Annotated in this window: 19 protein-coding genes and 1 tRNA gene; 6 read left to right on the top strand and 14 right to left on the bottom strand. The window is 65.4% G+C overall.

Features of this window, described 5'->3' with window-relative positions:
• Positions 1–70 precede the first annotated feature (70 nt).
• Both ribA and ACGFZ3_RS07655 read right to left on the bottom strand, forming a co-directional pair.
• The gene (gene ribA / locus ACGFZ3_RS07660; protein ID WP_392918677.1) at positions 71–1,207 is read right to left on the bottom strand and encodes a GTP cyclohydrolase II RibA; all 1,137 of its coding nucleotides are present in this window, start codon (positions 1,205–1,207) and stop codon (positions 71–73) included.
• 80 nt (positions 1,208–1,287) lie between these two features.
• Positions 1,288–2,205: a lauroyl acyltransferase gene (locus tag ACGFZ3_RS07655; protein WP_392918674.1), complete on the bottom strand. Its 918-nt coding sequence runs from the start codon at positions 2,203–2,205 to the stop codon at positions 1,288–1,290.
• 71 nt (positions 2,206–2,276) lie between these two features.
• Between ACGFZ3_RS07655 and dtd the strand changes: the two genes are divergently transcribed.
• From dtd to ACGFZ3_RS07640, 3 genes are all read left to right on the top strand, one after another.
• A complete protein-coding gene (gene dtd, locus ACGFZ3_RS07650) occupies positions 2,277–2,717 on the top strand; it encodes a D-aminoacyl-tRNA deacylase (protein ID WP_392918671.1) in 441 nt (146 codons plus the stop codon).
• 89 nt (positions 2,718–2,806) lie between these two features.
• Positions 2,807–4,657: an RNA polymerase sigma factor RpoD gene (rpoD, locus tag ACGFZ3_RS07645; RefSeq protein ID WP_392918668.1), complete on the top strand. Its 1,851-nt coding sequence runs from the start codon at positions 2,807–2,809 to the stop codon at positions 4,655–4,657.
• Between the two features lie 395 nt (positions 4,658–5,052).
• Positions 5,053–5,128, top strand: a tRNA-Ile gene (locus ACGFZ3_RS07640).
• Between the two features lie 39 nt (positions 5,129–5,167).
• Here ACGFZ3_RS07640 and ACGFZ3_RS07635 read toward each other — a convergent pair.
• The 8 genes from ACGFZ3_RS07635 to ACGFZ3_RS07600 form a co-directional block, all read right to left on the bottom strand.
• Positions 5,168–5,863, bottom strand: a complete 696-nt coding sequence (locus ACGFZ3_RS07635; protein ID WP_392918900.1) for a VIT family protein — start codon at positions 5,861–5,863, stop codon at positions 5,168–5,170.
• A gap of 96 nt (positions 5,864–5,959) precedes the next feature.
• A complete protein-coding gene (locus ACGFZ3_RS07630) occupies positions 5,960–7,339 on the bottom strand; it encodes an ATP-binding protein (protein WP_392918897.1) in 1,380 nt (459 codons plus the stop codon).
• A 17-nt stretch (positions 7,340–7,356) separates the two neighbouring features.
• Positions 7,357–8,031: a response regulator gene (locus ACGFZ3_RS07625; RefSeq protein WP_392918666.1), complete on the bottom strand. Its 675-nt coding sequence runs from the start codon at positions 8,029–8,031 to the stop codon at positions 7,357–7,359.
• A gap of 24 nt (positions 8,032–8,055) precedes the next feature.
• The gene (locus ACGFZ3_RS07620) at positions 8,056–8,700 is read right to left on the bottom strand and encodes a hypothetical protein (protein WP_392918663.1); all 645 of its coding nucleotides are present in this window, start codon (positions 8,698–8,700) and stop codon (positions 8,056–8,058) included.
• Between the two features lie 4 nt (positions 8,701–8,704).
• Positions 8,705–9,541 carry an SDR family oxidoreductase gene (locus ACGFZ3_RS07615; protein ID WP_392918660.1) on the bottom strand — a complete coding sequence of 279 codons (837 nt, stop codon included), beginning with the start codon at positions 9,539–9,541 and terminating at the stop codon, positions 8,705–8,707.
• Complete coding sequence (locus ACGFZ3_RS07610) at positions 9,541–10,215, bottom strand: TenA family transcriptional regulator (RefSeq protein WP_392918657.1); 675 nt, start codon at positions 10,213–10,215, stop codon at positions 9,541–9,543. The genes ACGFZ3_RS07615 and ACGFZ3_RS07610 overlap by 1 nt, the downstream gene beginning before the upstream one ends.
• Positions 10,212–11,708: an AMP-binding protein gene (locus tag ACGFZ3_RS07605; protein WP_392918655.1), complete on the bottom strand. Its 1,497-nt coding sequence runs from the start codon at positions 11,706–11,708 to the stop codon at positions 10,212–10,214. The genes ACGFZ3_RS07610 and ACGFZ3_RS07605 overlap by 4 nt, the downstream gene beginning before the upstream one ends.
• On the bottom strand, positions 11,705–12,379 hold the full coding sequence (locus tag ACGFZ3_RS07600; protein WP_392918652.1) for a thermostable hemolysin: 675 nt from the start codon (positions 12,377–12,379) through the stop codon (positions 11,705–11,707). The genes ACGFZ3_RS07605 and ACGFZ3_RS07600 overlap by 4 nt, the downstream gene beginning before the upstream one ends.
• Positions 12,380–12,614: 235 nt before the next feature.
• Between ACGFZ3_RS07600 and ACGFZ3_RS07595 the strand changes: the two genes are divergently transcribed.
• Positions 12,615–12,887, top strand: coding sequence for a DUF333 domain-containing protein (locus tag ACGFZ3_RS07595; RefSeq protein ID WP_392918650.1), 273 nt, complete (start codon positions 12,615–12,617; stop codon positions 12,885–12,887).
• 134 nt (positions 12,888–13,021) lie between these two features.
• Here the strand turns inward: ACGFZ3_RS07595 and ACGFZ3_RS07590 are convergent, their stop codons facing one another.
• From ACGFZ3_RS07590 to ACGFZ3_RS07580, 3 genes are all read right to left on the bottom strand, one after another.
• Positions 13,022–13,801, bottom strand: a complete 780-nt coding sequence (locus tag ACGFZ3_RS07590; RefSeq protein ID WP_392918647.1) for an alpha/beta fold hydrolase — start codon at positions 13,799–13,801, stop codon at positions 13,022–13,024.
• 137 nt (positions 13,802–13,938) lie between these two features.
• Positions 13,939–14,721 carry an SDR family oxidoreductase gene (locus tag ACGFZ3_RS07585; protein WP_392918644.1) on the bottom strand — a complete coding sequence of 261 codons (783 nt, stop codon included), beginning with the start codon at positions 14,719–14,721 and terminating at the stop codon, positions 13,939–13,941.
• Positions 14,718–15,047, bottom strand: a complete 330-nt coding sequence (locus ACGFZ3_RS07580) for a nuclear transport factor 2 family protein (RefSeq protein WP_392918641.1) — start codon at positions 15,045–15,047, stop codon at positions 14,718–14,720. Before ACGFZ3_RS07580 ends, ACGFZ3_RS07585 begins: the two co-directional genes overlap by 4 nt.
• 96 nt (positions 15,048–15,143) lie before the next feature.
• On the opposite strand from ACGFZ3_RS07580, the gene ACGFZ3_RS07575 reads away from it, so the two are divergent.
• The gene (locus ACGFZ3_RS07575) at positions 15,144–16,085 is read left to right on the top strand and encodes a LysR family transcriptional regulator (protein WP_392918638.1); all 942 of its coding nucleotides are present in this window, start codon (positions 15,144–15,146) and stop codon (positions 16,083–16,085) included.
• The gene (locus tag ACGFZ3_RS07570) at positions 16,082–17,020 is read left to right on the top strand and encodes a hypothetical protein (RefSeq protein ID WP_392918635.1); all 939 of its coding nucleotides are present in this window, start codon (positions 16,082–16,084) and stop codon (positions 17,018–17,020) included. The genes ACGFZ3_RS07575 and ACGFZ3_RS07570 overlap by 4 nt, the downstream gene beginning before the upstream one ends.
• A 26-nt stretch (positions 17,021–17,046) precedes the next feature.
• Here the strand turns inward: ACGFZ3_RS07570 and ACGFZ3_RS07565 are convergent, their stop codons facing one another.
• Positions 17,047–18,000 (bottom strand): alpha/beta fold hydrolase, encoded by a 954-nt coding sequence (locus ACGFZ3_RS07565; RefSeq protein WP_392918632.1) that lies wholly within the window; start codon positions 17,998–18,000, stop codon positions 17,047–17,049.
• Positions 18,001–18,076 lie beyond the last annotated feature (76 nt).

The raw sequence follows: 18,076 nt of genomic DNA, 5'->3' as shown, positions 1-18,076 counted from the left end.
AGGAAACATGCCGGGCGTCCGCATCAGGTCGGCTGCGCCCGTCGCGCAGACGGTAGCAGGTTGGCGCGCGCTATTGCGCGGCCTGGATCAACGCATCCACGTCCAGCAGGTGGCCGGCGCGCTCGGCCTTGGTGCGCAGGTAGTGTTCGTTCTCGGCGGTGATGTCGCCGGTCACCGGCACGCAGTCCACCACCTCGATCCCCGCATGGCGCAGGCGCTGGGCCTTGGTCGGGTTGTTGCTGAGCAGCTGCACGCGCTGGACGCCCAGGCCCTGCAGCATCGCCACCGCGCTGCCATAGCGGCGCTCGTCGGCGCCAAACCCCAGCTGCGCATCGGCATCGATCGTGTCCAGCCCATCATGCTGGTAGCCATAGGCGCGCATCTTTGCGGCAATGCCGGTGCCGCGGCCTTCCTGGTCCAGGTACAGCAGCACGCCGCCGCCCAGCTCCTTCAGCTTGCGCAGGCCGCGCCGCAGCTGGTCGCCGCAGTCGCACTTGAGCGAGCCGAACAGGTCGCCGGTGAGGCACGAGGAATGCACGCGCACGGGTACCACGCCGCCCAGGTCCGGAGTGCCGACAATGATCGCCACCTGGTCGCGCTGGGCCACGCCGCCGCGGAATACGGCAAATTCGGTCATGCCGACGTCGCGCAGCGGCACCGGCGAGCGCGCCACCAACTCGTAGGCATGCGCGGCCTGCTCGGCGCCCTGGGCCAGGTCGCACAGTGACACCTGCGCGCAGCTGTCAAAGCGGGCATCACCGGGAGCCAGCAACACCCCGACCATGGCCGGCAGCAGCAGACCCAGCCGGGCGATTTCCACCGCGCCTTCGTCCAGGGCCTGCCCGGCGGACCACCCGGCCGGCATCGGCTTGGCATCGCGCAGGTAGCTCAGCGAGGGCAGGGCATCGAAGTCGACCCCGGCCAGCGGCACCCGCGCGCCGTCGTCGGCGGCCACGCCCAGCACCCGTGCGCGGGTGGCGGTGAGGAACAGGTAATGCTGCCCGGCGGCCACCCCGGCGAAGGCGGCGTAGCTGCTGCGCGTGCTGCTGTCCAGGGCGATGAAGGCCAGGCGCTGGCCCTGGCCGTCATCGATCACGACCGGGCGGCCGGCGCGCAGTTCGGCCACCGCGCGCTCGCAGCGGATCGCGGCCGGGTCGCCGAACGGAGAAGAAGCAACTGGGGACATGGCAGGGGCCGTGGGGGACATCGTGGTTTCACAGTGGGGTCGGAAGGTGCCGATTCAATCGTGGCCGGCGCGACGCAGTATCGTGCCCGGTGCGGCGGCCTCTAGTGGGGATGTTCCTCGGTCGCGTACGGGTCCACTTCACCGCTGTGCGGCGGGCGCAGCGTGTAACGCTTGTAGGTCCACTGGTACTGGGCCGGATCGCGCCGGGCAATCGCCTCGATCCCGGCATTGAGCGCACGGGCGGCCGTGCGCGGGTCAGGATCGGCCACGGCGGCGTCGGCCGGCGTGATGTGCAGGGCGAACTGCATGTCCGGCCCGGTACGCTCGCACCAGCCGTACAGCACCGTGGCCCCGGTGCGCTCGGCCAGCCGGTTGACCAGGGTCATGGTCAGCGCTTCCACCCCGAAGAACGGGGCGAACACGCCATCGCCGGCCTTGGGCTGCTGGTCCGGCAGAATGCCGGTGGCACCCCCGTCCTTGAGCACCTTGAACAGCTGGCGCACCGCCGGCCCTTCGGCTCGGACCTGCTGCACGTTGCTGCCGCCCCGGACCAGCTGCAGGAATTCATCCCCCACGGCTTCGTCCGGGGCCTTGTAAACGATGGCGATCGGTCCGCGCGAGGCCAGCCACTGGTTGAGCAGCTCCCAGTTGCCATAGTGCGGGGCGGCCACGATCACGCCTTTGCCGCTGGCCAGGGCGGCGTCGTACAGCGCCTCGCCATGGCGTTCGGTGAGCAGCGCCAGGTTCTGCTCGCGCGGGCGGGTCCACAGGCGCAAGGTTTCCACTGCCTGCAGCGCGGTCGAGCGCAGCACCGCCTTGTGGAGCGCGGCGCGGTCCTCGGCCGACAGCTCGGGGTAGGCCAGCTCCAGGTTGCGCCGGGTGACCCGGCTCTCGCGGGCGTCCAGGGCGATCCAGAGCCCGGCAAGGCCATGGGCAAAGCCGCGCAGCCACGACCAGGGCAGGCGGGTGAACAAAGCGGCGGCGCGGTAGGCCAGGCGGGCGGTGGTTTGCGGTTTCATCGGAGCAAAGTCTAGCCGGTGCGCGCACCCAACCCCTAAGGTAGGGCGCTTGTTCACTCTGGAATGCCCCCATGCTCGTCCTCATCCAGCGCGTTACCCAGGCCAGCGTCAGCGTGGACCAGGCCGTGGTCGGGCAGATTGGCCCCGGGCTGCTGGCCCTGGTAGGCATGGAGCCGGGCGATACCGAGGCCCAGATCCAGCGGATGGCCGATCGCCTGCTTGGTTACCGTGTGTTTGCAGATGAGAGCGGGAAAATGAACCGATCCCTGGGGGACACAGGGGGCGGCCTGCTGCTGGTGAGCCAGTTCACCCTCGCCGCGGACACGGCCAGCGGGATGCGTCCGGGCTTCAGTACCGCCGCGCCGCCTGACGAGGCTGAACGTGGATTCAACAGATTGGTGGCGATCTGTCGACAAAAGCACGTTTCAGGGGTGGAAACCGGTCAGTTTGGCGCCCATATGGTTGTCAGCCTGATCAACGACGGTCCGGTGACCTTCCTGCTCAGACCCTGACCCCGGGACCACCGCCCGGGCCTGAAGGGCGCTGGGCTGGTATAATGCTAGGTTCTATTCCCTATCCCTGCCGGTGGCGCGAGCACTACATGGCCAACGAACGTCCTGCCCAGCAAAACGACATCAAGCTTCTGATCAGCAAGGGCCTGGAACAGGGCTACCTGACCTACGCCGAAGTCAATGACCACCTGCCCGACGACATTGTCGACCCGGAGCAGATCGAAGACATCATCGGCATGATCAACGGCATGGGCATTGATGTCCATGAAGTGGCGCCCGATGCCGAAACCCTGCTGCTCAACGACGGCAACACCGGTAACCGCGAAGTCGATGACACCGCGGCCGAAGAAGCTGCCGCCGCGCTGAGCGCACTCGACACCGAAGGTGGCCGCACCACCGACCCGGTGCGCATGTACATGCGCGAAATGGGTACTGTCGAGCTGCTGACCCGCGAAGGCGAAATCGCCATCGCCAAGCGCATCGAGGAAGGTCTGGGCCAGGTCCAGGCGGCACTCGGCACCTTCCCGGTGTCGGTGGAATCGCTGCTGGCCGATTACGAAGCGCACAAGGAAGGCAAGAAGCGCCTGGCGGAAGTGATCGTCGGCTTCAACGACCTGGTGGAAGAAGTGCCCGCCCCGGTCGTGGCCGAAGACACCAGCGACGACGCCGATGCCGATGCCGACGAAGACGAAGACGACGGCGACGCCGTTGAAGAAGAAGCCGGTCCGACTGGTCCGGACCCGGAAGAAGTTGCCCGCCGCATGGCCGAGCTGGCGGCCGCCTACGCTGCCTTCAAGAAGGCAGCGACCAAGGCCGACCGCAAGCCGCTGACCAAGCTGCGCGACGACATGGCCGCCGTGTTCGTCACCCTGAAGCTGCCGTTGCCGCTGACCGACGTGCTGGTCAAGCAGCTGCGCGACGTGATGGCCGACATCAAGGGCCACGAGCGCCGCGTGCTGAACCTGGCCACCGTGACCGCCCGCATGCCGCGCAAGGATTTCATCCGTTCGTGGGAAGGCAACCAGACCAACCTGGAATGGGTGGAAGACGCACTCAAGCGCAAGCAGAAGTGGTCCTCGGCGCTGCGTGATGTCAAGGACCAGATCATTGCCGAACAGCAGGCCACCATCGACATCGAGAAGAACACCTCGCTGGAGCTGGAAGAGCTGAAGGAAATCAGCCGGGCCATGGCCTACGGCGAAGCCAAGGCGCGCAAGGCCAAGAAGGAAATGGTCGAAGCCAACCTGCGCCTGGTGATCTCCATTGCCAAGAAGTACACCAACCGCGGTCTGCAGTTCCTCGACCTGATCCAGGAAGGCAACATCGGCCTGATGAAGGCCGTGGACAAGTTCGAATACCGTCGCGGCTACAAGTTCTCCACGTATGCGACCTGGTGGATCCGCCAGGCCATCACCCGTTCGATCGCCGACCAGGCGCGCACCATCCGTATTCCGGTGCACATGATCGAAACGATCAACAAGTTGAACCGCATTTCCCGCCAGATGCTCCAGCAGTACGGCCGCGAGGCCACGCCGGAGGAGCTGGCCAAGGAAATGGACATGCCGGAAGACAAGATCCGCAAGGTGATGAAGATCGCCAAGGAGCCGATCTCGATGGAAACCCCGATCGGCGACGACGAGGATTCCCATCTGGGCGACTTCATCGAGGACACCAACGTGGAGTCCCCGATCGAGAACACCACCAACATCAACCTGTCGGAAACCGTGCGTGACGTGCTGGCTGGCCTCACCCCGAGGGAAGCCAAGGTGCTGCGCATGCGCTTCGGCATCGACATGAACACCGACCACACCCTCGAGGAAGTGGGCAAGCAGTTCGACGTCACCCGCGAGCGCATCCGCCAGATCGAAGCCAAGGCGCTGCGCAAGCTGCGCCACCCGAGCCGCTCCGAGCAGCTGCGCAGCTTCCTGGACATCGATTGATCTCCAGGCAGTCGCGTAAATGAAAAAACCCCGCTTCGGCGGGGTTTTTTCATGGGCTGCCGCCATCAATGGACGGAACGTGATCCCCGCATCGCGCCGGCGCGTCGGACGCGGGCACACAAGATGCAGGGGGGTAGGGTCGGTTCCCAAACGACCGCCGACCCCGCCCATCGGCGCGGTAACGCATGACCCCAACCGAAGATCGCTTTTGCCCAGTCCAGCCCGGTACCTTGCCGCGCCGATCGAGCCATTGGCGCCATTCCGGATTGGCGCCGTCAAGCGGGCCGAGGCCCAAGCGCTCGACCAAAGCGCTGGAGTGGGGCGTGGCGCGTCCTGCTTCCGCTCGACACAGTAGCAGCGCCCGCTTCGCCTCCACTACACTGTGCAACTGCGCAGGGCCTATAGCTCAACGGTTAGAGCAGAGGACTCATAATCCTTTGGTTCCAGGTTCGAATCCTGGTGGGCCCACCACAGTGTCGGCGAACATTACAGCCTGTGTGGGCGACAGCATCAGCTTGTGGTCAGCGTTTCGAACCACACGCCAATCGCGTACGTGCTTCCCATCGCGATGGCGCCCCAGATCATCACGCGCGCAGTCCCGCGCAATGGTGATGCACCGCCGAGCTTGGCTGCAATCGCGCCCAGGAAGCCCAAGATGACCAGGGTCAGGGCCACCACCGCCGCTGCCAGACTGCCGTGGGTCAGAAATGGCACTAAAAGGACGGGTGGGAGCGCTCCGAGCACGAACGAAGTTGCAGAGGCGGCTGCGGCTTGCAAGGGTCTGGCCTTGGTGAGCTCATGTATCCCAAGCTCATCTCTCAGGTGAGCCGACAAGGGATCATGCGCAGTCAGCGCGCGAGCCACCTGCGCGGCCAGCTGGTGGCCAAGTCCTCGCTTTTCGTAAATGGTGGTCAGTTCAAGCAACTCTGCATCGGGCTGGTTGGTCAACTCGCCGCGCTCTTTCTCTGTATCGGCGTTCTCCGCGTCTGCCTGCGAGCTGACTGATACATACTCGCCAGCCGCCATTGAAAGCGCGCCGGCAAGAAGTCCAGACAGTCCAGTGATGAGGACGGTGTGCGGGGCTGCCCCAGCGCCGACCATTGCGACGATCAAGCTGCTGGTCGAAAGAAGCCCGTCATTCGCACCCAGGACGCCGGCGCGCAACCACCCGCCGCGCTGGCTTCGGTGAAATTCTCTATGAATCATCACGTGTCCGATCATGAATGGCGGGAGGTTGAAGCATCGTTGTTTCGGGCGCCGATGATGGGGGCGAAGGTCATGCATCTGCAGGCTACACCCGGGCTACCTCGGCTGCCGTGCTCTGGAGGGTAGTTGAACCGTCACCTTCAGCCCGTCAAGGCACTGCGAAGTACCAAGCGTGATCGTTCCGTCATGTGCTTCCAATATCTCCTGGACGATCGACAGGCCTAATCCGCTTCCCTCCGCGCCGCTTCCGACCACCCGGTAGAAACGGTCGAAGACGCGGCCCTGCAGCTCATTGGGAATGCCGGGTCCAGAGTCTTCGACCGTAAGAACGCATTGCTCGCCCGTCTGTTCGGTAGACACCACTACGACCCCGTGCTCGGGGGTATAGCGGATGGCATTCTCGACAAGGTTGCGAACCAGCAAGGCCAGCGAGAACTCGTCGCCGAATACGTCCGCTTTGTCCAGAACGAGGTTCACGACCTGACTTTTGGAAGCTGCCAAGGCCCTGAGCTCCTCGACTTCGTTGCTCACCAGGGCGTCAAGGCTCAGTCTGTGAAGCGCATCCTTTCCGATGCCGCGCTCGGTTCGGCTCAACGACAGCAGCTGTGCTACCAGGCGCTCAACGCGTTCGACCCCTCGGGCAAGCAAACGTTGTGACTCTTGGCGTTCTTCATCAAGCGTGGCGAGGCGCGCGTTGTCTGCATGAACCTTCACTGCGCTGATCGGCGTGCGCAGTTCGTGGGCTGCATCTGCGATGAAGCGGCGCTCGCGTGCCAGCGCGAGATCAAGGCGCTGCAGAAGCTCGTTCACCGCGCGAACCAGGCCGTGGACTTCCTCCGGGAGCTTGGTGTCATCCAAAGGCGTCATTCGGTCGGGGGCACGCTCACCGATGTCAGTGGAGACTTGCCGCAACGAGCGCGTGGCCCACGCGACCGTCAGCCAGATGACCAAGACCATTACCGGAAGCGCGAACAACAGCGGCAACAGCGTGCCGATGGCGATGTCCTCGGCCAGTTCCCGGCGGATGTCCGAGCGCTCGGCGGACTGGAACCATCGACCCTGTGGCGAGCGCAACGTAAAGGTGCGCCACTGCGCCCCCTCTATGTCGACATCCGCGTAGCCCGGCGACAAACTCGCCATTGGCGCAGTGGGTGCACTGTCTGATCGAAGCAGCAGGCGACCCTCCGGCGTCCATATCTGAAAAGCCAGCTTGTTCTCGTAGGCATGTCCGTCCTTGAAGGCCAATTCCTCGCCCACGCCCTCAGCGCGACCGTGCCAGCCTCGCAGGACGATCGGGTCGCCGGGAAACGCGCTCAAATCGCTGAGCGGCTCGTCCACCAGGCTCAACAGCACCCGTGAGGACTGCACCAGCCGGGCGTCGAACATCTCCCCCGCCTCCTGCAACCCGGCCCGGTAGCTCAGACCGGCCGCCAGGAGCATGAGCAGGGAGAGCACCCCCAGCAACACGACCAGCAGGCGGCGACGGATGGACGTCATGCGGCCGCATCCGAGGGGTCGCCCAAGGCGTAGCCGATCCCCCTCACAGTGCGGATGATGCCTGGATCCAGCTTCCTGCGCAGTTGGTGGACGTGCACATCGACGGCATTGCTTGCCACGTCCTCATCCCAGCCATACAGGTGCTGTTGGATGGTCTCGCGCCCAAGCGGCCTGCCCTGTTGTTCCATGAGCAGTCTCAGCAGGGCGAACTCCCTGCGGGTCAGGTCCAGCGTGTGCCCTTTCCAGACAGCGGTCAGACGGGCCGGGTCCAGGCTCAGCGCACCCGCTTCCAACGTCGGTTTCGCACGGCCTGCGCTGCGGCGGAGCAGGGCGCGCACCCTGGCGAGCAGCTCGGGGGTGTCGAACGGCTTGCCCAGATAGTCGTCGGCACCCACGTCCAGTCCAAGGGTACGGTCAGACGCCCGCTCGCGGGCGCTGAGGACCAGAATGGGCACGTTTCCACCTGCTCCACGCACCTTGCGAATGACGTCGATCCCGTCCATCCGTGGCAGACCCAGGTCCAGCACGACCAGGTCGATGTCGCCGTCGCCGATGGCGGTCAGCGCAGAGGCGCCATCCTGCACCCAGTCCACGGCGTATGCCGCTCGGCGCAGGGCGGTCCGGATGCCTTCCCCCAGTGACGCGTCGTCTTCGGCGAGCAGGATGCGCATGCGGGCAGTCTCGTCGTCCCGGATTCACTTGGCAAGGTGGCTTCGGACCTCGTTGAGTTTGGCGGTCGCTTCAGCACGCCGGCCGGCATCGGCGACTTCCCGGCCGGGCCGGGCAGGTGCAGCTATCGCCTTCTCGAGCGCGGCCTGGGCGCCCTGCCAGTTCTTCTGGTCGCGCAGGAAATCGCCGTAGAAGTAGTTGGCATCGATACCGTTGGGGTCGATGGCCAAGCCCTTCTTGAGCATGGCCGCTGCGGTTTCGTCATTGCCGAATCCCAATGGCCACCCCGGCACCTGGTAGTACAGTGCGCCCAGGCTGGTGTACGCCGCACCCTGCAGTGCGTTGGGATCTATCTTCAGCGCGGCCTCGAAGTCGGCGCGGGCCTGTTTCACCAGGCTGAGCGCCCCCATGCCACCTTTCTCGCCGGCGAGGCTGGAGAGGACGATGCCCTCCCAGATCAGTGCGCCGGCATTACGTGGCTCGGTCTGGCGGGTCTTTGCGGCCTGGCTGGCCAAGGCCTCGAACGCGGTCTGTCGCTGCGACTTGCTGGTCTGGTAGTTGATCTGGGCCCAGCGGTCACGCAGCTGGGCCACCGTCATGGGCGTTCCTGGTTCGGCGGCACAGGCAATCCCGACCAACATGACCAGCGCGCTGATGAGCAGGATGAACATGGATTTACCGTGACGTTGCTTCATGGGAGGAGTCCTCTTGGATGGGCTGCGCTTTAGAGGCGTGGCGCCTGATGATGGGAAGCTGGGCACGCAGGCTGCGGTCGACCAGCGCGGGGAACATGCCGTTGATGCGGGCGAACAGCTTTTCCGGCCAGCCAAGCTGCCGGCGCCGATCGCCTTGTACGATGGCGTGTACAAGCGCACTGGCCACGGCCTCCGGGGCATCGCTGCCCACCTTGAGTTCGGCATTGAGCGCATCGACGGCAGGCGTATTGAAGGCGGTGCGCGTGGCGCGTGGAGAGAGATACTGGAAGCTCAGGCCGGTGCCATCATGCTCCCGGGAGAGCGCCTCCATCAGGCCGCGCAAGCCGAACTTGCTGGCGCTGTAGGTGGCGAAGCCGGCGAAGCCGATGCTGCCGAAGGTGGAGCCGATGGCAACCACGCTGGCCTGTTCATGGCGGCGCAGCATCGGCAACAGGGCGTGGATGAGCAGGGCAGAGCCGACCAGGTTGGTCTGCAGCAGGCGTTCGAGTTCATCGGGGTGCTGGTCCTCAAACAGGCCGAACGCGCTTTGGGCGTGGCCCAGCACCAGCACTGAGGGGGACACGTTGGCCTGGCGGATTGCGGCGATCAGGTGCGAGCGGCCCGGAGACGTGGACAGGTCGGCGACCACGATGTGCACGCGCCCGGCCGGTAGCGCCGCGGCAAGTGTGGTGAGCCGGCTGCGGTTGCGCCCGACGGCCATGATCGAGGCGCCCGCCTCGACCAACGCGTGGCACAGCGCCACGCCGATGCCGCCACTCGCGCCGGTGACGATGACGGTCCTGCCGGCGAGATTCATCACGCGGCCTCCGCCCAGCGCACGCCGTCCTGACGCAGCGTGCGGAAGATGTCGCCATACAGCACGTAGAAGCGCCGGGCGGCATGGATGACGGCCTGTTGATCCCCCGGATCGTCCAGGCGGTCCATCAGCCCTTCAAAGAAGCCGACATGCTCGATGTCCAAGTCGCCGTGGGACAACAGGTAGCTGAAGGCATTGCGCGGCAGGTCGAGCGAGGTCTGGATGGTGTTGGCCGCACGGGTGGCCAGCGCCACGCTGGTTCCCTCCAAGACCAGCACCATGCCGAAGAAGCCGACCGGGTTGCCGCGGTGGATGGTGTCGTAGGCGTAGCTCACCATCAGCTCGGTGGCCAGTGAGGGCAGGCTGGCGGCGGCTTCGGCGCGGTCGGCACCACAGGCCGCCAAGTCGTCCAGCACCCACTCCTGGTGGCCCATTTCTTCTTCGATGTATTCGCCGATGGCCGTGCGCAGCCATTCAAGCCGAGCCGGCAGACGCGCCCCACAGGCCATCAACAACGGGACGGTGTGCCTGACATGGTGGTACGCCTGCCCGAGAAATGCGACGTAGTCTTCGCGGGCGATCTGGCCTCCCAGCGCGGACTGGATGATCGGCACGGAGATCAGGGTGGCGCGTTCCTGCTGGGTCTGGGCGAGCAGTTCGGAATGGAAACTCATGCGGATACTCCCGTGGAAGGAACGGAGGCGGGACGGCGATAGCTCGCATCGACCTCGGCCTGAAAATGGGACAGGATGGCGTCGCGACGTAGGCGTCCGTTGGCGGTCAGCAGCCCGGTGCCGGCGGAGAACGGCGCCGGAGCGCGCACGATGCGCGAGACGCGTGCGTAGTCGGGCAGGCCTGCGTTGACCTCGGCTACGGCGCGGGCGAGGGCGGCGTCGTCCAGGTCGGCGCGACGCGGGACGAGTACGGCGACGTTGTCGGCCTGTGCTTCGCCCCACACCACCGCTTGGGCAAGGTCCGGATGGGAGAGCAGCTCGCTCTCCACCCACTCGGGTGACACATTGCGGCCAAACGCGGTGATGAAGACGTTCTTGCGGCGACCTGTGACGAAGACGAATCCGTCGCCGTCTACGCGGCCCAGATCACCCGTACGGATGGGGCCTTCGGGGAGTGGCTCTGCACCCAGGTAGCCCAGTGCGCGTGCCCCCTCGACCTGGATTTCATTATCGACAATGGCGATGCGAGCGTGCGGAAGCGCTTTGCCGACACTGCCGTCCCGGCTGGAGCCGGGTTGGTTGAGGCAGACCACCGAGGCACATTCGGTCAGCCCGTAGCCTTCGAAGACCGGCAGCCGCAGAGCGCGCGCCCGCGCAAGCAACGCCGGCCCCACGCGCCCACCGCCGACGGCTATATAACGCAGCGAGGTCGGCAGAGGAGCACCGCTTTCGGCGGCCATCACCACCGCCAGTAGCAGCTGGGGCACCAGAATGATGCTCTCCGGCTGATACCGGTGCAGGCACCGCAACAGCGTCGGCACGTCCAAGCCCGAGGCGCCGGTGTAACCGATCTCCGCCAACGAAGGGAGCGCGATCTGCGCGTCCGCCAGCAGCGTTGCGTACAACCCGGCAACGTTCTCCAACAGCGTCGAGAGAGGCATCAGGCAGAGGTGGCGGCGCGGTGCAATCGCCGATGACCCTTGCACCAGTGAACGGGCGACCGTAAGCAGCGTGTCGGCCGACAGGCACACGCCCTTGGGGCGGCCGGTCGTGCCGGAGGTGTAGGTCACGCATGCGGTGCCAGTGGGAAGGTCGACCGACGTCGCCGGATCGGTCCGCCACTGGGCGAGCATGCCGCCATCCAAGGTCCCCAGTGCGCCCCTGCTGCTCGTTGGCGCAGGCGCACCGCTGGCGGTGACAACGCATTGGGCGCCGCTGGACTCCAGGGCATGAGTGATCTGCTCGGAAGAGAAGAACGTCGGCAACGGGACATGCACCCCGCCGAGCTCGCGCACGGCAAGATCGAGAACCAGCCAATGAATGCCGTTGTCCAGCTGGCTTGCCACGCGGTCGATGCCTTGCTGCACCAGCCGACTGGCCAACCGCAATGCGCGCTGCCGGATCTGCTCATCGCCGATTTCCACACTGGAAGTGAGCACTCGTGCCTTCCGCCCACCGAGACCGTGGAGCAGGGAAGAGGTCGGCGCGTTCATTGCGCCCCCACCATGGCCTGCAGAGACGGATCAGGACCTGTCTCGGCGTGTGCATCGTGCTTTCTCGCTTGATGCAAGAGCGCGAGTCCAGCCGCGACATTCCCGCAGACCACCTTCGGCCGGGCCTGATAGTAGCTGCCCCATGGAGATGCATCGCCGGTGAGTCGCTCTGGGCTTGCTTCGCCAAGTTCCACCGTCACCAGATGCAGTCGGTCGAGGGTGTTCCGCAGCTGTTGGGTGGCCGCGAACAGGACCCAGCGCACGCGTGCGGCATGCAGCATGGCGGTCAAACGGACAATCAGCTCGCGTGCCACGCCGGGGGCGGTGGCGGCAAAGTTGCCGATCTCGGCGATGCGGTCGCGGCCTACGTTGGCAATTTCCCGGTGGGATAGCAGTGCCTGCACCGGTTCATCGAGATACTGCTCGACAAACAGCGGCCCCTCACTGCCCAAGCGCAGTCCGACGGCTGCCACCAGCTGCCCTTGTCCATCCCTGAACGCGAGCAGGTGAGGCAGGTACGCGTGCAGGGTGGCACCGTAGCGTTCACGATATACGTGGGCGATGAACTGCTCCACATCGCGGCGGCTGGGGTCTTGCGGGCCCACCACTACCTGCGACCGCGGCAGGAGGGACGGGAAGGTCACAGCGGAGGAAGTGGGGATCCAGGACATGGCGAGCATGCTGGCCGGGCTGGATTAAGGACGAATTAGCAGTTAGTTAAGCAGCCATTAGCTTTTGGGAAGGCTTTCGTTCAGATGGCCTTTTGACCAGGCAATCGGCATCGGCAGGCACTGACCTTCGTACCAGCGATCCCGGCGCTACCGGATAACCCGGCTGCTGCTACAGCGCGTTCACAACTCCGGTTCCACACTCCCTGCAGCCAATACGGCAGTCCAGGAGAAGCTCATGCGTCTGCGCATCAACGTCGCAGTGCTCGCTGCCTTCATAGCGGTGGCTGGAGCAGCGGGATGTTCCCAGCAGAATCAGGAAGCACGCGAGAATGGTGTTCCTGTTGGAATGGCCAACCCCGCGTCCGAGTACTGCGTGAAGCGCGGTGGCAAGGTCATGATCGAGAAGGACCGTGAAGGCAACGAGCGGGGAATCTGCCACTTGCCGGACGGCAAACGGATCGACGAGTGGGAACTCTTCCGGCGCGATGCTCCACAGAAGGCGAGCTGATGCCGGTCGGTTCCGACTCTTCAACCGAGGACGTTCGCATCACGGTCTGACCCATACCACAGCGCGCATCCTGCGCAGACGCCGGACCAACGGTCCGGCGCTGCCGCTACCTCATGTCCGATGAGGCAGGCACCTTACTTGTACTTCTTCCCGGCGTCTTTGGCCGCACGATCAATCGTATCGGCCACCACCTTCGGCTGGGTCATGAAGACCGCATGGCTCGCCGGCACCTTGGTGATGCGCGCCTTGATGCGCTCGGCCATGTGGATCAGCATCGCTTGATCAAACGCCTTGTCTTCAGTGGCGATCACCGCCCAGCTCGGCTTGGTGCGCCAGGCGGCGTGCGTCAGCGTGGTGCCAAATGCCGACATGTTGATCGGCACCTGCGAATCGCGCAGGAATGCCGCGTCCGCATCGGTGGTGTCATGCGCAAACCCAGCCTTGAACGTGTCGGGCTTGATGAAGCCGAAACCGTCGCTCCCGGTTTCGATCACGAACTCAGGCGTGGGTGCGAAACCGGTGTAAAGCTGCGCCGTGGTCTCGCCCGCATCCGGCGCCAGCGCTGACACGTAGACCAGCCCGGCCACCTTGTCGTGCACACCCGCTTCGGTGATCACCGTGCCGCCCCACGAATGCCCGACCAGGATGGCTGGCCCATCCTGGCGATCCAGCACGCGCTGGGTGGCCTTCACGTCGTCAGCAAGCGAAGTCAGCGGGTTCTGCACGATCGACACGTGGTAGCCACGCGCGGTCAGGTCGTCATACACCCCGCGCCAGCCGCTGCCATCGGCGAATGCGCCATGCACCAGCACGACGTTGTGCACCGGTTGGCCGCGTACGGCATCGCTGGCCTGGGCGGGGGAGAGGGCGGCCGCCAGGGCGACCGCGAACACTGCAGGGATGAGCTTGAACATGGACGACTCCTCGGGATGGTGGGATTGCGGGGGCGGCGTTGGCCGGCAGGGGCACTTTGCCGGGCCCAGCCGAACGATCGGTCGCATAAAGTCCTGATAAATTGATCAAGCGTCCAAATCGGCCGGACCTGTGTATCTCATACCGTCGGCACCGTCCCGCCGTCGATGGTGTACTCCGTGCCCGAAATCGACGCCGCCCGTGGCGAGACCAGGAACGCGATGAGGTCGGCCACTTCGCCCGGCTGCGCCGGTCGTCCCAGCGGAATGCCGCCCAGCCCGTCCATGACCCGTTTCCTGCCGCCTTCGTAATCAGTCTGCGCTTCCGCAGCGATGCGTTCGACGAAGGCGACGGCGGCGTCGGTTTCAATCCAGCCCGGCGCGACCCGCACCACCCGCACGCCCTTCGGGGTGACTTCCTTCGAGAGCGCTTTGCTGTAGGTGGACAGGGCGGCCTTCGCGGCGGCATAGGCGGTGGTCGCCTCCGGCAGCGGCAGGGTGCGCTGGATCGAGGTGACATGCATGATCACGCCGGATCCCTGCGCGATCATCGCCGGCAGCAGTGCGCGATCCAGCCGCACGGCGGACATCAGGTTGAGGTCCAACGCTCGGGCCCATTCGGCATCATCCAGCGCCGCGAACCCACCGGCAGGTGCCGATGAGCCACCCACCACATTGATCAGCACGTCGATACCGCCAAGGCGATGCAGCGTTGCATCGCCGGCCCGGAGGGCGCCTTCGGCGCTGGCAAGATCTGCTTCCATGTAATGCACCCCCTTGATGGGGGCCTGTGGCAAGGAACGCGCTGTTGCCACCACACGTGCGCCCAGCCTCGCCAGCAGCTCGACCACCGCCGCGCCAAGTCCGCGCGTGCCGCCGGTCACCAGCACGCGCTTCCCGGTCAGTTCCAGATCGAAGTTCATGCCCCGATCTCCAGCCGGGCGATCTTCCCGCGCTCGAGGGTGAAGGCGTAGCGCAGGTCCAGCGGGCTGCCGGGGAAGTCGCCCGACACGGTGCTGGTGACCAGGTAGCTGCGGCCATGGCGTTCCAGCGCGTGCGGCGTGGCCGTGTAGGTATATCGGGCGGATGCATCGGTCTTCCACGCCTCGATGGCCGCAGGCCCGGTATGGGTATGGCCCTCGTCCAGGACTACCCCGTCGCGGGTGAAGCAGCGGGCCACGGCCGCCGCGCCCTGGCTGTCGGCCTGGAAGTAGGCGGCTATCGGCTCGGGCAGGTTCAGGTCTTTCATGGCAATGCTCCAGTGGGTGTGGAGCAAGGTTGAGCTTTCCTCATAGAGAAGAGAATCGCCTATGATCGAATCAGGTCATGTAGAGAACGGTGCATAATGCGCGGCTCTGAATTTGCGGAACTCAAGGCCTTCGCGGCCGTGGTGGAGCGGTCCAGCTTCGCCCGCGCAGCCGATCACCTGGGGCTGTCGCCGTCCGCGCTCAGCCAGGTCATCCGCCAGCTCGAAGCGCGCTTGGGCGTTCGGCTGTTGAACCGCACCACCCGCAGCGTGTCGCCTACCGAACCCGGACGCCGCCTGCATGAGCGCATCGCGCCGATGCTGCGTGACATGGACGACGCGGTTGCGCAGGCCGTGGGTGCCAATGCGCGTGCGGCGGGCACGCTGCGGATCAACACGTTGAGCATGGCGGCGAAGAAGGTGATCGCGCCCCGCCTGGGTCGGTTCGCGCAGGCGCATCCCGAGGTGGTGCTCGACATCGTGATCGACGACGGCCTGAGTGATATCGCCGGCGAGGGATTCGACGCCGGCATCCGCGTGGGTGGCCGCCTGCAGAAGGACATGGTGGCCGTGCGGCTCACCCCGGACATCGAGCTGCTGGCGGTGGCATCACCCGGGTACCTGGCAAGGTTCGGTGAACCTGGAACGCCGGCGGACCTGAGCCAGCACGCCTGCATCAACTGGCGTTTCCCGGGCAGCGGAAAGCTCGCCGGTTGGGAATTCAGGAAGAAGGGAAAGACCGTCGAGTATTTCGGCGAGGGCACGGTGATCTCCAACCACCAGGACATCATCGTGCCCGCCGCGCTGCAGGGGCTTGGCATCCTGTATGCCTACAACGATGACGGCATCGCCGAGGCCTTGCAGGATGGACGGCTCAAGCGCGTGCTCGCTGACTGGTCACCAACCGTACCGGGGCTGTTCCTTTACTACTCCAGCAGGCGCTATCTTCTTCCCGCACTTCGCGCCTTCATTGATTGCCTGCTGGATCGTGATCTGGCCAGTGACGATCCTACCCTTACAGCCAGTACCGGAGTGCCATGAGCACCAGACGCGGTTTTTCCTCACGCACCCTCGCGCTGCTTGCGGTTGCCTCGCTCCTTCTCACGGCATGTGGGCGAACCAGCCGGGAGCCGGTGTTTTCATCGGGCCCGCTGAAGGTGGTGGCGGTGACGGAAAGTACGCTGGACATCAACAGCAGCCAGTACCGGCACCACACGACCTACGTGCTTTACCTCGACGGCGAAACGCTTTCCGACGCCGGGTTTGCCACCCTGTTGCGCGACGCGGATGCCGCCAACCAAACGTTCGTGCATACCGAGGCCATCGCCCTCGACCCGAACGCCGTGCTGCTCGCCTCCGCGACCCGGGACGGGAGGCAGTGCTGGTCGACCCGGATTGCAGTGAAGGGCGCGGCGGCCGCGCTGGAGACCATCAACAAGGGCAGCATTGACTGCAGCACACGAACAGCGCCCTCCGGCTGGCGGGCGCTGTATGACGAATCCAGCAACCTGCTGCTGATCCGCGACCACCCCTTCCATGCCTATCCAGTGGCGGGATATTGGTATCCGCTGTGGATAGAGGACGATGTCGTTGCGCTCTATCAGGAGCAGGAAGAAAAGGAGCGCCTGGTGGTGAAGCTCGCCCGGATCTCCTCTGGGCAGACGCTTGCCGAGCAGGCGTTGCCCATGGCGCAATTTGCCGAACCCGAGCTGCTCAACGCATCGGCGCAAGCGCGGCAGCAGTGGCTGTTCGACAACTTTTCCGTGGCTTTGGCGCCGCAGGCATCCATAACCCTTCGACCCGACAACCAGCTCAAGACGATAACGCCGGAGCGGTGGGCGGAGTACAAGGAAATCGAGCGCCAGAACCGGGAGGCGGATGCGAGAGCACGCGCGGCTGGTGAGGCATGGGACAGGGCACAGCGCGAGGCGCTGACGAGGAACGAGGCGGCGAGGCAGCGCCGCCCCGGTGACTGACGCCGGACGTACAGTCCGGCACCGGATCATTTCTGCTGCAGGAACGCCAACAGATCCTGGTTGACCTTGTCCTTGTGCGTTTCGGTCAGGCCGTGCGGCGCGCCGGGGTACACGATCAGCTTGGCACCCTTGATCAACCCGGACGACATACGGCCGCCGACACCGATCGGTACGATCTGGTCGTCGTCGCCATGGATCACCAGCGTCGGGACGTCGAACCGCTTCAGATCCTGGCGGAAGTCAGTGGCCGAGAACGCGGCAACCGAATCGTACGTGTTCTTGAGTCCTCCCAGCATGCCCTGCGCCCACCAGGAATCGATCAACGCCTGATTGGGCTTCGCTCCAGGGCGGTTGTAGCCGTAGAACGGACCGCTTGGAATGTCCTTGAACAGTTGCGCCCGGTTTTCCAACTGGCCCTTGCGCAGGCCATCGAACACGTCGATGGGGACGCCGCCGGGGTTGTCTGCGGTCTTCAGCATGAGAGGCGGCACGGCGCTGATCAGCACGACCTTCTTGACCCGACCGGTACCATGGCGCCCTACATAGCGCGCCACTTCACCGCCACCGGTGGAGAAGCCCACCAGGGTCACGTCCTTCAGATCGAGCGTGTTGATCACCGTGGCCAGGTCGTCGGCGTAGTGATCCATGTCGTTGCCGTCCCATGGCTGGCTGGAGCGGCCATGGCCGCGGCGGTCGTGCGCCACCACGCGGTAGCCGTGGTTGGCCAGGAACATCATCTGCGCGTCCCAGCTGTCCGAATCCAGCGGCCAGCCGTGGCTGAAGGTGACCACCGGGCCATCCTTCGGGCCCCAGTCCTTGTAGTACAGCTGCACGCCATCGGCGGTGGTGATGGTGCTGGGGGTGTGAGCAACGGCGGTGACCGCGGCTGGATTCACCGCTGCCGCCGCCTGTGCGGCGGCGCCGGACTGGATGGCCAGGGCCAACGCGGTGGCGGCCAGGGTGCGGGTAGGCATGTTCATGGGATGGTCTCCTGCAAAGGGAAAGGGATGCGACAGGCGCTAGATTGAACCCCTCGGCTGGACTCGGGATGGCTGA

Source organism: Stenotrophomonas sp. NPDC047960 (genome assembly GCF_043204395.1).
In the GTDB taxonomy this organism is placed as follows: Bacteria; Pseudomonadota; Gammaproteobacteria; order Xanthomonadales; family Xanthomonadaceae; genus Stenotrophomonas.
The sequence above is the reverse complement of the archived record's forward strand: the minus strand, read 5'-3'. Positions and strand labels throughout refer to the sequence as shown.

Bases quoted from the DNA above. Each gene is read 5' to 3' on its own strand.
- ACGFZ3_RS07635 (WP_392918900.1), bottom strand. From the start codon at position 5,863: ATGATTCATAGAGAATTTCACCGAAGCCAGCGCGGCGGGTGGTTGCGC.
- ACGFZ3_RS07580 (WP_392918641.1), bottom strand. From the start codon at position 15,047: ATGAAAGACCTGAACCTGCCCGAGCCGATAGCCGCCTACTTCCAGGCC.
- ACGFZ3_RS07590 (WP_392918647.1), bottom strand. From the start codon at position 13,801: ATGTTCAAGCTCATCCCTGCAGTGTTCGCGGTCGCCCTGGCGGCCGCC.
- ACGFZ3_RS07605 (WP_392918655.1), bottom strand. From the start codon at position 11,708: ATGAACGCGCCGACCTCTTCCCTGCTCCACGGTCTCGGTGGGCGGAAG.
- ACGFZ3_RS07610 (WP_392918657.1), bottom strand. From the start codon at position 10,215: ATGAGTTTCCATTCCGAACTGCTCGCCCAGACCCAGCAGGAACGCGCC.
- ACGFZ3_RS07585 (WP_392918644.1), bottom strand. From the start codon at position 14,721: ATGAACTTCGATCTGGAACTGACCGGGAAGCGCGTGCTGGTGACCGGC.
- ribA (WP_392918677.1), bottom strand. From the start codon at position 1,207: ATGTCCCCCACGGCCCCTGCCATGTCCCCAGTTGCTTCTTCTCCGTTC.
- dtd (WP_392918671.1), top strand. From the start codon at position 2,277: ATGCTCGTCCTCATCCAGCGCGTTACCCAGGCCAGCGTCAGCGTGGAC.
- ACGFZ3_RS07600 (WP_392918652.1), bottom strand. From the start codon at position 12,379: ATGTCCTGGATCCCCACTTCCTCCGCTGTGACCTTCCCGTCCCTCCTG.
- ACGFZ3_RS07625 (WP_392918666.1), bottom strand. From the start codon at position 8,031: ATGCGCATCCTGCTCGCCGAAGACGACGCGTCACTGGGGGAAGGCATC.
- ACGFZ3_RS07570 (WP_392918635.1), top strand. From the start codon at position 16,082: ATGAGCACCAGACGCGGTTTTTCCTCACGCACCCTCGCGCTGCTTGCG.
- ACGFZ3_RS07595 (WP_392918650.1), top strand. From the start codon at position 12,615: ATGCGTCTGCGCATCAACGTCGCAGTGCTCGCTGCCTTCATAGCGGTG.
- ACGFZ3_RS07575 (WP_392918638.1), top strand. From the start codon at position 15,144: ATGCGCGGCTCTGAATTTGCGGAACTCAAGGCCTTCGCGGCCGTGGTG.
- ACGFZ3_RS07655 (WP_392918674.1), bottom strand. From the start codon at position 2,205: ATGAAACCGCAAACCACCGCCCGCCTGGCCTACCGCGCCGCCGCTTTG.
- ACGFZ3_RS07565 (WP_392918632.1), bottom strand. From the start codon at position 18,000: ATGAACATGCCTACCCGCACCCTGGCCGCCACCGCGTTGGCCCTGGCC.
- ACGFZ3_RS07620 (WP_392918663.1), bottom strand. From the start codon at position 8,700: ATGTTCATCCTGCTCATCAGCGCGCTGGTCATGTTGGTCGGGATTGCC.
- rpoD (WP_392918668.1), top strand. From the start codon at position 2,807: ATGGCCAACGAACGTCCTGCCCAGCAAAACGACATCAAGCTTCTGATC.
- ACGFZ3_RS07615 (WP_392918660.1), bottom strand. From the start codon at position 9,541: ATGAATCTCGCCGGCAGGACCGTCATCGTCACCGGCGCGAGTGGCGGC.